We start from the raw sequence: 12941 nt of genomic DNA, 5'->3' as shown, positions 1-12941 counted from the left end.
AGTCCTTTGTCAGTCCGAGAAACTGCCTTGCAGGTGCTCGGCACGAAATTCCAGGGTTTGCGGGCGATAGCCGGGGCGCAGCGGTGGGGCGGGCAGGCAGTCGTCCCAGGTGGCGCCGGCCTGCAACTCGCCGGGCCCGCGATAGCGTGGGGCGGCGTAGACGTTATCGGCCAGGTTGACGGTGTCGCCCGGGGCATAGGCGGCGACGCGCCAGCGCAGTTCGGTAAGGGGCACGTCGTTGCCGTTGTTGAGGACCAGTTTCAGTGGGCGGTCGGCCGGGCATTCCTCGGGCGCGTAGGTGATACGCAGCTCCAGGCGTGCCAGTTGCGAGGCTTCGCGGTTGTCCAGCCAGACCACCCAGATGGCGACGAAACCCAGGCCCACGGCGGCGGCCAGGGATACCGGCAGGGCCTTGGCCGGGTAGCGCAGCAGCAGGATCAGCCAGGTGATGATCAGGAGAACGCCGAAAAACATGGAGACCACCTCGAATGGGGAACGAGCATCCTAACTTAAGCGTAGGTGGGATTGGGCGGCTTGAGAGGTAGGTTGATGCGGCTGACGCCTTCGCGAGCAAGCCCGCTCCCACAGGTTGATTGCATTCCAAAGGTTATACGCGGTCAACCTGTGGGAGCGGGCTTGCTCGCGAAGAGGCCCTCACAGTCACCCCCAAACCCACAGAAAAAGCCCCCGCCCAACCGGCTGCGGATAGGGGACGCAGTCGGCTGGACGAGGGCTTCTTTTTACGACTGTTTTACTGCGCGATGGTTTTCACCGACACGCCACGCTCCACCGGCGTCGAACGCCCGTAGATATCTTCAAAGCGCTCGATATCGTCCTCGCCCAAGTAGCTGCCCGATTGCACTTCGATGATCTCCAACGGGATCTTGCCCGGGTTGCGCAGGCGGTGCACCGACGCAATCGGGATGTAGGTGGACTGGTTCTCACACAGCAGGAACACATTCTCGTCGCAGGTCACTTCGGCCGTGCCGCTGACCACGATCCAGTGTTCGGCGCGGTGGTGGTGCATTTGCAGCGACAGGCACGCACCCGGTTTGACCGAGATGTGCTTGACCTGGAACCGCCCACCCATGTCCACCGAGTCGTAGGAGCCCCACGGACGATAGACTTCGCAGTGGTTCTGGGTCTCGCTGCGCCCCTGTTCGTTGAGGGTGTTGACCATCTGCTTGACGCCCTGGACCTTGTCCTTGTGGGCGATCATCATCGCGTCCTTGGTTTCCACCACGACGATGTTTTCCAGGCCGATCACCGACACCAGCTTGCCGTTGCCGTGGATCATGCAGTTCTTGCTGTCCTGGATCACCACGTCGCCCTTGGTCACGTTGCCGTTGGCGTCTTTATCGTTGACCGCCCACAGCGAGGCCCAGCAACCTACGTCGCTCCAGCCGGCGCTCAGCGGCACCACGCAGGCGCGCTGGGTTTTTTCCATCACGGCGTAGTCGATGGAATTGTCCGGGCAGCAGGCGAACGTCGCCTCGTCGAAGGACACGGTGTCGGCGTCCTGTTCGCTGCGTTCAAGGGTCAGCAGGCAGGTGTCGTAGATGTCCGGGTCGTGCTTTTTCAGCTCTTCGAGGAAGCGGCTGGCGCGGAACAGGAACATGCCGCTGTTCCAGAAATAACCGCCGCTTTTGACGAACTCGACCGCGCGTTTTTCATTGGGTTTTTCCACGAACTGCTCGACGCGGCTCACGCCCTCGGGCAACAGCGAATCGGCGGTGGACTTGATATAGCCGTAGCCGGTTTCCGGGCGAGTCGCCGGCACACCGAACAGCACCATCTCGCCGCGCTCGGCGGCGACGGTGGCCAGGGCCAGCGCGCGTTGCAGGGCTTTCTGGTCGTCGATCACGTGGTCGGCGGGCAGCACCAGCATCAGCTCGTCGCGGCCTTCGTTGACCAGCATCATCGCGGTCAGGGCCACGGCTGGCGCAGTGTTGCGGCCGAACGGTTCCATCAGGATGCGCTGGCAGTCGAGTTTGCGGTTGCTCAGTTGCTCGTTGACGATGAAGCGGTGGTCCTTGTTGCAGACCACAATCGGCGCGTCCATGCCTTCGAACACCAGGCGCTCCAGGGTTTGCTGGAACAGCGTGTGCTCGCCGGTCAGGGCCAGGAATTGTTTTGGAAACTGTTTGCGGGAAAGCGGCCAAAGACGTGAGCCGCTACCACCGGAAAGGATTACTGGGATCATGGGTGTTTCTCCTTGAATCGATTGGGGTCAGAGCCCACCCCCAAAGGGGCGGGCCTCAAGTTGAAAAGCTAATCAGCGGGTCGACACCGGGCGTTTCACCCAGACTGGCGACAGGCTCGAACCTGTGCCTGTGACATACAGCACCGCCGCTTCACCACGTTCCAACGCAACCGGCTTCACATCACCGACTTTCTTGTCACCGTCATACAACGCCAGGCTCACTTTCACCGGGTTGATCTCACGCTCGCCACGACCCTTGGCTGCCACGGCCTTGACCACATCGGTCTTGCCGTCGGCGGTCTTCAGGGTCAGCGCCTTGTCACTCAGGTTCTGCACGCGAACCAGGGATTTCTGCTTGTTCTTGAACGGCGGCTCTTCGATCAGTTGCGGCTGGCCGCTGCCGTTGTTGACCAGGGTGTAGTAGTGGTCGGCGGCGAGTTTGACCGGCACGGTCTGGCTGCCGATCTTGGCGCTGTAGTCACCGCCGGGCATAAAGCTGAAGTCGCTGCTGGCCAGGGGGGCCACATCGCTCAAGTTGGTGGCGCCTACCGTTGCGCTGACTTCCTGGTTCGAGGCGTTGTAGACCCGCACGAAGCTGGAGCCTTTAGGGGCGACAGGACCGTACAAGGCCGCATCACCGGCGAAGGCCGACAGGGAAACCACGCTCAGGCCGGCTGCGAGAGCCAGGGTTTTAGCGAGACGACGAGGAGTTGTAGTGAAAGTCATGTGAGTTACCTCTCTTTCAGTTTTGCGCCCGGTCGGGCGTCTCGGATTTTTGGTTTTTAACTGGGGAGTTCAAAGCCATGTTCTGTTGGCGCGAACCGGCTTGTTTAAGCTGCGCAACCCACGACGGGTCGGCATCACCGATTTCGTTGTTCACGGGCAGATAACGTTCAGGAAATTCCCAGATCAGCACTTGCGGTGGGTTGTTCTTGAAGTCATCGCTTTTCAGGTAGCTGAGCATCGGCAGGATTGGGCCGTGACCGTCTTCCGAATAGTTGATGACATCGCTGTGCAGGGCTTGCTTGAGCGCACCGACGAAGTTCCAGTTGGGGTTGGCGCTGTAGCTGGTGCCGACCAGTGCCACCGGGGTTTCGCTGTTGCTGAACAGCGCGTCGTCGCCACCGGTTTCGGCCAGGTGGGTCACGCGTTTTTCCAGCGGTTCTTTCGGTGGCATCAGGTTTTCGAACAGCGGGTCCAGGGGCAGGAACAGACGCAGATCGCCTTTATGCGGTGCGGTGTTCTCGGCCTCGGTGACAAAGCGCTGCGGCTCGCCGCTCAGAGGGGTTTTCTCGGTGATGGTCTTGGCCAGTTGCTTGGCCGCGATCTCGGCACCGTCCGGGGTCCAGTGGGTGTCGGTGCGCAGGAACACCTGGGTGCCGCCCAGCTTGGCCTGTTGCAGCGGGCCCAACAGGTCGGGCGCCGGGATCTTGTCGGCGGCGACACGGGCGTGGAAGTCCTGGTACAGGTTGGCGTGGATGCTCGCCGGCTTCACGTCACCGACGTGTTCCGGGTACAGGCGCACCTTGGCCGGCACAATCGCCATGACCAACTGGATACCTTGGGCCTTGAGCTTCTGGCGTACGCCCTCGACCAGCGCGTAGTTGCCTTGCAGGTTCTGGTCTTCGTTGACGATGGGGTTGAATTCCTCGTCGCTGTACAACCAGTGATCGCGACCCAGCACCACGCCAGGGCGGCCTTCGTTGAACAGCTTGTAGTCCAGCGCCGCCCAGAGGTTGGTGCCGATGCGCTTGATCGGGAACTCGTCGTCGTAGTGAGTCTCGACGGCCTTGGTCCAGCGACCGTTAAGCACCGTCGCGTCGGCGTTGGTGCTGAAGCCCAGGAAGCTGCGCGTCGACCACAGCCCCAGCACCAGCAGCATGGCCAGGAACACAGTGATGTAGAGCACGCGGAATGAACGGGTCATGTCGGCTCCCTCAGAATTGGAAGTAAAGGAACGGCGAGAAACTCTGCGCCGACAGTTTCAGGATCGACGCCGCGAACAGCAGCAGCACACAGGCCCGCATGGCGTAGCCCGGTACGGTGCGCGCCGGGTTTGGCGTCGCTGGATGATCACGGTAGAAATCGCGCAGGCCGAAGAACGCCAGGGTTGCGTATGCCACCACCAGGGTTGCCACTTGCAGGCCGGTGAGGCTGGCGCGGTTGAGTTCCGACAGCGACCACTCGTTGAAGCTGAACATCGCGCCATACATGCGGCCGGCGACGTGCAGGTTCTCGGCGCGGAAGATCACCCAGCCGACCACCACCAGCAGGAAGGTGAAGGCCCAACGCACGGGGTTGAAGCTGCGCGGCGAGGTGTTCAGGCCGATGGCTTTTTCAATCGCCAGCCACATGCCGTGCCAGGCACCCCACAGGATGTAAGTGATGTTCGCGCCGTGCCACAGGCCACCGAGCAGCATGGTCAGGAACAGGTTGCGGTAGGTGGTCAGCGTGCCTTTGCGGTTGCCGCCCAATGTGATGTACAGGTAGTCACGCAGCCAGGTGGACAGGCTGATGTGCCAGCGCCGCCAGAACTCGGTGATCGACTGGCTGATGTACGGCTGCTTGAAGTTTTCCATGAAGCGGAAACCCATCATCAAGCCCAGGCCGATGGCCATGTCGCTGTAGCCGGAGAAGTCGAAGTACAACTGCGCGGTGTAGGCCAGCGCGCCGAGCCAGGCATCGCCCGTGGTCGGGTTTTGCAGGGCGAAGCAATGGTCGGCCACCACCGCCAGGGTGTCGGCGATAAAGACCTTCTTGATGAAACCCTGCATGAACCGCGTACAGCCCTCGGAGAACTTGTCGAGGGTGTGGGTGCGGTTGTTGAACTGGTCGGCCAGGTCGCGAAAACGCAGGACCGGGCCGGCGATCAGGTGCGGGAAGATCGCCACGAACGCCGCAAAGTCGATGAGGTTGCGCGTGGCCGGGGTGTCCCCGCGATACACGTCGATGATGTAGCTGATGGACTCGAAGATGTAGAACGAGATCCCGATCGGCAACAGCACGTGGGTGAGAATGAACGGCTCCAGGCCCGCTGACTTCATCATCAGGTTGATGCTGTCGACGCCGAAGTTGGCGTACTTGAAGTAGCCGAGGATGCACAGGTCGACGGCCACGCCGAGCAGCAGCCAGCGCTGGGCCGGCTTGGTACGCACACCCGCTGCACCGACTTTGAGGCCGATCCAGTAGTTCCACAGCGTGACGGCGGCGAACAGCGCCAGGAAGTCCACTCGCCACCAGGCGTAGAACACATAGCTGGCAATCAGCAGCAGCAGGTTGCGATAGCGTTGCCCGCTCAAGTAGTACAAGCCGAGGAAGATCGGCAAGAACAGAAACAGGAACACATTGGACGAGAAAACCATCCCGATCTCTCCATGTTTAACCAACAGTCAAGGGCAGAGCCCCCCCAAACCCCCCCACGAAAATTCGGGGGAGGGCGGTACAACATTCCAACTGCCGAAACCGGTTCAACTGTGGGAGCGGGCTTGCTCGCGAATGCGGTGGTTCAGTTACAGATGTGTCGACTGACACACCGCATTCGCGAGCAAGCCCGCTCCCACATGGGGACCCTGTTCCTTCAGTTAGCTACTCAGGAACCTTTGTTGCCTTTTTCATGCGCCGGGTCGTAGACCTTGGTCAGGTCACCCCCCAGGCGGAACGTCTTGAACGGCTGCATGCCGTGCTTGCGCTCGAGCACATCCGGGGCGCAGGTGTAGAGGTTGCAGAAGGGTTCAAGCCAGGCATATTTCATGTCTTCCTTGAGGTCCTTCATGTCTTGCTCTTTGCCGTTCTTCTTCTCGAAGATGTCCGGGTCTTTCACCCCGGCCAGCACTTTGTCACCCAGGCGTTTGAGCGCGCTGTTGTTTTCCTGGCGCAGATCGACACCGTTGACCAGCGCGAAACTGGCGATCATCGACAGCGGTGGCAAGGCGTAGTTGTGGTACGACAGGGCGCGTTGCTGACGCTTCAACTCATTCGGCAAAAAGCCCTGGTCATCGACCTGGTTCACGCCGACCTTGTATTCCTTCACGGCCCAATCAAACAGGTCGCGACGGTTGGTGGCGATGGACGTTGCCATCACCGACCACGCAGCCCAGTAGGAATGGTTGTTGGTTTTTTCCAGCGGCAGGTTGTCCCAGTCGCTGACCACTTGATCGGCGAGTTTGTTGAACCACGCCTCGATCAACTGGGATTCCTGCTGGTGGTTGGCCAGCGGGTGCGAGTCGGAAAACTTCAAGCGCACATAGGCCGACGCCATGCTGCCCAGCGCCCATTTGCGCATGGACTTGCCGGTATGGTTGAAGTCCTTGGACATCAACGCGTCGGCCTTGGCCCAGCTGGTGAGCCAGTTCAAGGTGCATTCCAGCTGCTCCGGGCGCCCGTCGCGCATGAATTGCATCACGCGCTTGCTGGTGTCTTTTTCCAGCTTGGTGATGTCGGCGGTGCTGTCGCGGAAGGCTTTTTCCGATTGCACGTTCAGCGTGGAACGGGCCTTGTCCGAGCCTTCGTACTTGCTGCGAAATTGCAGCGAGCCGGTGTACGGCGCCGGCATGGCGTCGCAGTCATTCTTGAAGTCGCCGGTCTTGAACGCTTCCACCGGGGCGAAATAACCCTGGGGCGGACGCAGTGGCGCGGCGGCGTTGACTGCGCCGGCGAACATCGCCAGGCCCAGTAACGTGGGAATCAATAACTTCTGCATAGGTAACCTCATTGCCCCAGTGACGCGGTTTTTTGACCGCCGCCGGAGAACACGTTGCGTGTGCAAATTTTCGCTTCAACCTTCTGCGCGGCCTGGCCCGCTTCAGGGCCCTGCACTTCCACGGCCAGCAAGTTCTGCGAGGCCCAGTCTTCGTCGGTGCGCAGTTCGAAGGCGAAACGCCCGTCTGTGTCGGATGTCTCGGGTTTGTCGATCTTGATGTCCTCGTGGCGCCCGTTCATGTACCAGAGGGTGGCTTGCAGGGTTTTCACCGACGGGTCGGCGAAGCGGATATCAACCTGGTGATTGGCGTTACGCAGGTCTTTGTTCGAACTGTTGACCATCAATTCGTTCTTGCCCGGCTTCAAAGAAGTGCTGGCGCTCATCTGTGCCGTCTTGCCTTCGCAGCCGTTGTCCAGCAGCGACATCATCTGGCGGTAGATGGTCTCCTGGTCCAGGCGGTACAGCGGCGAGAATTCCCAGATCAGAATCTTCGGCGGGCTCTTCTGGAATTCATCGCTGCCCAGGTACTGGATCATCGAGCCTTCCAGGCCACCGCCGGGGAAGGCGACGTTGAGGATGTCCGCACCGATTTCCTGTTCGAGGAAGCCGGCGAAGTTGTAGTTCTTGCCGCTGTGGCTGGTGCCCACCAGGGTGATCTGCGGGTTGCCCGAATCGCCGAACAGGTCGCCGTCGCCCGCTTCGCCCTTGGGCTCGGTGGTGAACTGGTCCATGTACTGGATCGCGTAGCTGGTGCCGCACAGTTGCCCGGCCATGTTGTGCAGGGTGCCGGTCTTGCCCATGCGCCCGGAGCGCGTGGTTTCGAATTCACGCTTGGGAATATCGGCAAACTCGGGCATGGCGCGCACTTTCGCGCCGACGATTTTTGCCGTGCGCTGGGCGCCGTATGGGGTCCAGTGCTGGTCGCCACGGAAGTAGAAGTCGTGGGCCGGCAGTTCATCCGGCAGTTGCTCGTTGGTCAACGGCGACAGGTCCGGCACCACGTAGCCCATCTTGGCGAAACGGCCGAGCATGGTCTTGTAGTTGCCCAGGGCCTTGTCGAAATCGAACTTGGCTTTCTCTTCTGGGTTGAGCTTGTTGCGGTTCACCAGGCCACGGGTCGGCTGGTAGACCACCACCAGTTCCACGCCCTTGGCCTTGAACGCATCGTGCAGTTGTTGCATGCGTTTGTAGCCGGCGGGGGTGGTGTCGAATTCGGTGCGCAGGTCTTCCTGGGTGCGGAACAGCCAGTCGCCCTGGGCTTGCACCAGGGTGGTGAAGTTCTGCTGGTAGCGCGTGGTGTAGTTCTTCGCGTCATGGGCGGCCGGGCACAGGCTGCAGCACGGTTCGGCGCTGAAGCTTGGCGCTTGTACTTCATCGGCGCGCACGCCCTGGCTGGCCGCGAGCAGGCCGAGGGTCAGACCCGAGAGGCTCAGCAGTTTGATCATGTGTGGGTGCATAAGGGTCATCCTCAGTCCTGCATTTCGGTCTGGCGTTCGACAGGGTCGATCAGCACGGCTTTCTGCTGGCGCACCAGCAGGTCGAGAATCTCTTCCTGGCGATCACCCAGCACACCGTTGAAGCTGATGCCGCTGGATTTGGTCGGCGCCAGCATCGACACGCGGTACAGCTCTACGCTCAACGGTGAGTCAATGGACAGCGGCCCGCTGCCGTTGCCGGCGAGTTCGCCGCCGACCACGATCAGCGAGACTTTCGCGTCAAACGGGTCGAGGGCGATGTCGCGGTCGGTGTCGGTCAAATCCTTGATGTGGCCGTAGAGGCCGGTCAGGCCGTTGGCCATCGAAGTGTTTTCGTACAGCTTGATGTTCACGCTGTTGCGCACACGAATGCCGTGGCGACGGTTGGCGATCACCTTGTTGCCCCACAGCAGGTTGTCGCCGCTCTCATAGAGGGTGATGCCGTCGGTGTGGTTGCGGTAGAACTCGTTGTCGGCCACGAAGTTGTTGACGCTGTTGCGGTCGAGCACCAGGCCCGAGAGCTTGTTGTCGTAGCTGCGGTTGTTGAAGATGAAGCTGTCGTTCACTTCCCGGGAAATGATGATGCCGTGCTTCTTCTTCGTGCCGTAGACGGTGTTGTCGGCGATGATCAGGCCGTGGGAACGGTCGTGGGGGTCGATGCCGTAGACGATGTTGTCTTTGTAGGTGTTGCCCTTGATCACAAAGCCTTCGGTCTCGTAGCAGTAGAAGCCGTACCACATGTCCGAGAACTCGGAGTCGATGATCCAGCCGGTCGGCTCGGAACGCTTGAGCACCTTGGCCATGTTCGGCGTGTACTGGGAAATACTCACCCCGTACGACTTACTGTTGGCGTAGCCAAAGCTGGCCATCTTGGTCTTGGAGATATAGGTCTCGGTGCCGCCCCAGGCCAGCAGGAACGGGCGGAACTCCTTGGGCGACTTGAACAGCGCCGGGCCGTTGGCCTTCTCGCTCCAGCCGGTGACTTTGGTGTCACGTACAAACAGTTGGCCGTCGTTGATCAGGAACGAGCCGGCTTCCTGGGACAGGCGCAACTCCTGGGTCTTGCCGTCGATGTCGAGGATGCCCTTGCGCCCGACCACAATCGGCAGCTTGGCGAGGAACACGCCGGGCGACGTTTCGCTGAAGTACTGCTTGGGCACTTTGCCCAGCAAGTCCTTGAGGTTCATGTAGCCGTCGTCGACAAAGATTGCCTGGGGAATGCCGTGTTGGCGCACCACCCATTCGGCCATCTTGTTGTCACCGCCGATAAAGTCCTTGAGGGCGTCTTCCTGCATCATGCGGCGGATGCTGGTCTTGCCCTGTTTGCTGCGTACGATCTTCTTTTCCATCGCCGCCGCGGTGTAGCCCGACAGGTCAGGCAAGGCCGGCTTGGCCATTTCCAGCGGCGCCGTCGGCGGGCTGGAAATGGTGTAGGTCTTGGCCTGTTGCAGCCCTTTGGCGATGGTCGGCGCCTTGACCGGCTGCGAGGTGTCGGCGAAGGCTGCGGCGTTGGCCATCAGCATCGCGGCGACCAGCAACGTATGAGGTTTCATCGCGCAGGCTCCCATCAGAATCTCCACACCACATCAACAAACGCGCGGTGCATGTAGGAATCGACTTGGCTGCCGTAGGCGTCGCCCGGCTTGAACACGCCGGCACGGAAGCGCACCAGGGCCGAAGGCTCGTCGATGGACTGGCTGAGGGCGGCGGGCAGCAGGCCCTTCTTGAAGTACTTGGTGACCACCAGGTCCATCTCTTGGCCGAGGTCTTTCTTGCCGTCTGCCAGGGGCAGGGAGGTGCTGGAGACGATTGCGCCGGTGACGTCGTCGGTGTTGTTCTGCACCGCATCGATGCCGTTGCTGCCCACCGGCTTATTGCCGTCCACGCGCCAGAACTTGTGATAGACCAGGCTGGCGTCGTAGTCCTCACGCAACTGCCACGAACCAAACAGGCTCATGGACTGCATGTTGTTCATCTCGCCGCGAAACGCTTCGCCGAAGCGATGCACGCGGGACTGGGTGCCGGTCCAGTTCGAGCGGTTGCTTTGCAGGCCGTTCTGCTCGTACTCGGCGCTCGCGCGGGAGTAGGCGGCACCGACTTGCCACTGCGGGTCGAGGCGCAGGCGGATACCGATGTCGGTGGCCCAGCCGCTCAAGTCGTCGCTGCGCTTGGCTTGGGCGGGGCTGGAACCGTCGGCCTGCAAGGCGTTGACCTTGTCGCGGTCGCCGCGCATGCCGGTGATGCTGGCCCAGTAGTTGACGGTGTTGGTGTTGCGCCAGTTATAGGCGTCGCTGTTGGCTTCGATGCCGAGCCAGGTCAGGTCGCCGTTCTCGCGCTTGTCCAGCGAGTCGGTGGCCACGCCCGGTTGCGGGTAGTCGAGCTTGCCGTTGTCATGGGTGTGGTGACCGCGCAGGCCGATCCACTGGCCCGGCGTCCACTGGTAGGCGGCATCGGCGTAGAGGTGCTGGCGGTCTTTGTCCACCGGCGCCAGTTCCTTGAGGTCGGTGCGGTATTCGCTGAAGCGTTCGGCGACGCCCACATTGGCCTTGAGCAAGGTGGTGTCGAAGGTCCAGTTCAGCGCTTCGATATTGGTGTCGCGCCACTGGCCGTCGTCATTGCGCAGGCGTTGGCGGCCGAGCTTGAGGATCTCGCCAGGGTAGGGCGTGAAGCCGCTGTAGCCGACCCAGAACTCGCGCAGGGCCAAGTAGTTTTTCTTGGTCTTGCGGTCGTTGTTGCTGGTCTGCTGGTTCTCGTCATCGGCGGACTGTTGCAGGGTGTCGGTCTCGATGATGTCGCTGGAGGCCACGGCCTGGCCCATGGCGTAGGCGCTCCACGCGCCGCTTTCGCCGTAGACCCACGGGCGCACGTCGAGGCCGATACCGTTGACGTCGCCGCCTTTCTGCGTGCCGAGGTCACGGTCGTCTTCGGACTGGCCGGTGATTTTCACTTCGAGGCCGAAGTTCTTCGCTTCGGTGAGTGCGGCCAGGGTCGGGCATGACCACAGCAGGGCGAAGGTCAGGCCGATGCCGGCCTTGACGAATGGGTTGAGCTTCATAGGGATTCCTCGCCGTCGTCTTCTTCCAGGGCGTGCAGTTGCAACGTGCTCTGGGCCAGGGTGCCGCGGGTGGCCAGTTCTTGTTGCACCAGGCGTTGGCCTTGGGCGCGTTGCTCCGCTGTCAGCGGGGCCTCAAGTTGCGTGGCCAGGTCGTTGGCTTCCGGGGTGTCCTGGGCTTTGGCCAACTGGCTGAAGACATAGGCGTTCAATGGGTCGGGCTTGGTGCCCTTGCCTTGGGAAAACAATTGGGCGATGGCGAAGTCGGCGCTGTTCTGGCCGTTGCGCGCAGCGGTCAGCAGGTGGTCCAGGGCTTTTTGCGAGTAGACCTGGCCGAGGTAGCCACGGCGGTAGATCTGGCCGAGGTAGTAATCGGCGGCGACTTCCTTGCCCTGGGCTTTCTGGAAATGTGCTTCGGCAGCCTTGGCGTCGGCCGGCACCCACTTGCCTTCGTAGTAGAGCTTGCCCAGCAACAGCTCGGCGCGCGGCTGGTCGGCGGCGCGGCCGTTTTCCAGGTACTTCATCATCTGGTCCACATCGCCCAGTTCGGGGAAGTCGTAGAGCAGTTGCGCCAGGCTGACCCAGGACGCCGGGTGGCCGGGGGCGATTTTTTCCAGCAGGGCCTGGGCGGTTTTTTCGTCCGGGGTGCCGAGGCTGGCATCGCCGAGTACACGGGCGACGCTGTCGACACGTTGGGCGGTGACGGTGCCACGGCTGTAGCCGGCTTCCAGTTGCTTGAGCAGTTCAGCCTGTTTTTCGGGCTGGGCTTGTTTCTGGTAGACCGTGGCCAGCTCGACGTAGCAGATGTCGGTGGTGTTCAGCGCGGCTTTGCAGATGCGCTCTACATCAGCCAGATGCTGGTCGTAGGTGCCTTGGGTGCGATACAGCAGCACTTGCGCCAGACCGGCTTCGGGGTAGCCCGAGGCTTGCCATTGGCTGATCTGCTGCTGGGCATTCACGTCCGGGAAACTGTGGGGGTATTGCAGGTACAGCATCGCCAGCGGGATCAGGGTGTTGCCTTCGCCATTGGCAAAGGCTTTTTTCAACAGACCTTCGGCTTCGCGGTGCTCGGCTTCGGTGCTGCCGGGCTTGGCCACCAACAGGCGACCGAGACGGGCCTGGGCGCGCGGCGAGGTATCGGCCGCTGCGCGGTAGGTGGCTTCGGCTTGTTTGATCTGCGCCGGGTCGCGGGTGCCCACCTGGATATCGGCCAGGCCGACTTGGGCCTCGCTGTAGCCCAGGTCTGCGAGTTGCTGGTAATTCTGCTGGGCGGTGACGGTGTCACCGCGTTTCAGGGCTTCGTTGGCTAAACGCTGGTCTGGCAAACCCGCACATCCGGCGAGACTCACCGCCAATGCCAATGTGCACAGAGATCCTATGTGGGAGCGGGCTTGCTCGCGAAGGGGCCCTGTCAGCTGATGCATGTGCTGGCTGACACACTGCTTTCGCGAGCAAGCCCGCTCCCACAGGGATTGCGGTGTTTTTGAGAGAGTCATCACAGGCATGTCCTCT

General features: G+C 61.6%; 10 protein-coding genes. All 10 read right to left on the bottom strand.

The features are described from left to right. Positions 1-9: 9 nt before the first annotated feature. Positions 10-474, bottom strand: a complete 465-nt coding sequence (locus DBR46_RS18905; protein WP_124527405.1) for a multidrug transporter — start codon at positions 472-474, stop codon at positions 10-12. A 277-nt stretch (positions 475-751) separates the two neighbouring features. Then, positions 752-2203, bottom strand: a complete 1452-nt coding sequence (locus DBR46_RS18900; RefSeq protein ID WP_124527404.1) for a mannose-1-phosphate guanylyltransferase/mannose-6-phosphate isomerase — start codon at positions 2201-2203, stop codon at positions 752-754. Positions 2204-2275: 72 nt separating this feature from the next. After that, the gene (locus tag DBR46_RS18895) at positions 2276-2929 is read right to left on the bottom strand and encodes an alginate O-acetyltransferase AlgF (RefSeq protein ID WP_124527403.1); all 654 of its coding nucleotides are present in this window, start codon (positions 2927-2929) and stop codon (positions 2276-2278) included. Positions 2930-2945: 16 nt separating this feature from the next. After that, positions 2946-4130, bottom strand: coding sequence for an alginate O-acetyltransferase (locus DBR46_RS18890; protein ID WP_124527402.1), 1185 nt, complete (start codon positions 4128-4130; stop codon positions 2946-2948). A gap of 10 nt (positions 4131-4140) precedes the next feature. Beyond that, positions 4141-5565 carry an MBOAT family protein gene (locus DBR46_RS18885; protein ID WP_017738662.1) on the bottom strand — a complete coding sequence of 475 codons (1425 nt, stop codon included), beginning with the start codon at positions 5563-5565 and terminating at the stop codon, positions 4141-4143. Positions 5566-5792: 227 nt separating this feature from the next. Beyond that, positions 5793-6902 carry a mannuronate-specific alginate lyase gene (locus tag DBR46_RS18880; protein WP_124527401.1) on the bottom strand — a complete coding sequence of 370 codons (1110 nt, stop codon included), beginning with the start codon at positions 6900-6902 and terminating at the stop codon, positions 5793-5795. 8 nt (positions 6903-6910) lie between these two features. Next, a complete protein-coding gene (locus tag DBR46_RS18875; protein WP_124527400.1) occupies positions 6911-8359 on the bottom strand; it encodes an alginate O-acetyltransferase in 1449 nt (482 codons plus the stop codon). An 11-nt stretch (positions 8360-8370) separates the two neighbouring features. After that, positions 8371-9945: a mannuronan 5-epimerase AlgG gene (gene algG / locus DBR46_RS18870; RefSeq protein ID WP_124527399.1), complete on the bottom strand. Its 1575-nt coding sequence runs from the start codon at positions 9943-9945 to the stop codon at positions 8371-8373. Then, complete coding sequence (locus DBR46_RS18865) at positions 9945-11432, bottom strand: alginate export family protein (RefSeq protein WP_124527398.1); 1488 nt, start codon at positions 11430-11432, stop codon at positions 9945-9947. The genes algG and DBR46_RS18865 overlap by 1 nt, the downstream gene beginning before the upstream one ends. Beyond that, positions 11429-12934 carry an alginate biosynthesis TPR repeat lipoprotein AlgK gene (algK, locus tag DBR46_RS18860; protein WP_177414093.1) on the bottom strand — a complete coding sequence of 502 codons (1506 nt, stop codon included), beginning with the start codon at positions 12932-12934 and terminating at the stop codon, positions 11429-11431. The genes DBR46_RS18865 and algK overlap by 4 nt, the downstream gene beginning before the upstream one ends. Between the last annotated feature and the right edge of the window lie 7 nt (positions 12935-12941).

The sequence above is a fragment of the Pseudomonas sp. KBW05 genome (assembly GCF_003852405.1).
Classification (GTDB): domain Bacteria; phylum Pseudomonadota; class Gammaproteobacteria; order Pseudomonadales; family Pseudomonadaceae; genus Aquipseudomonas.
This window is presented reverse-complemented; position numbering and strand designations above follow the sequence as displayed.

Excerpts from the sequence above, each read along its gene's own strand:
- DBR46_RS18900 (WP_124527404.1), bottom strand. The coding sequence starts at position 2,203 with ATGATCCCAGTAATCCTTTCCGGTGGTAGCGGCTCACGTCTTTGGCCG.
- algG (WP_124527399.1), bottom strand. The coding sequence starts at position 9,945 with ATGGGAGCCTGCGCGATGAAACCTCATACGTTGCTGGTCGCCGCGATG.
- algK (WP_177414093.1), bottom strand. The coding sequence starts at position 12,934 with ATGCCTGTGATGACTCTCTCAAAAACACCGCAATCCCTGTGGGAGCGG.
- DBR46_RS18880 (WP_124527401.1), bottom strand. The coding sequence starts at position 6,902 with ATGCAGAAGTTATTGATTCCCACGTTACTGGGCCTGGCGATGTTCGCC.
- DBR46_RS18890 (WP_124527402.1), bottom strand. The coding sequence starts at position 4,130 with ATGACCCGTTCATTCCGCGTGCTCTACATCACTGTGTTCCTGGCCATG.
- DBR46_RS18865 (WP_124527398.1), bottom strand. The coding sequence starts at position 11,432 with ATGAAGCTCAACCCATTCGTCAAGGCCGGCATCGGCCTGACCTTCGCC.
- DBR46_RS18895 (WP_124527403.1), bottom strand. The coding sequence starts at position 2,929 with ATGACTTTCACTACAACTCCTCGTCGTCTCGCTAAAACCCTGGCTCTC.
- DBR46_RS18885 (WP_017738662.1), bottom strand. The coding sequence starts at position 5,565 with ATGGTTTTCTCGTCCAATGTGTTCCTGTTTCTGTTCTTGCCGATCTTC.
- DBR46_RS18905 (WP_124527405.1), bottom strand. The coding sequence starts at position 474 with ATGTTTTTCGGCGTTCTCCTGATCATCACCTGGCTGATCCTGCTGCTG.
- DBR46_RS18875 (WP_124527400.1), bottom strand. The coding sequence starts at position 8,359 with ATGCACCCACACATGATCAAACTGCTGAGCCTCTCGGGTCTGACCCTC.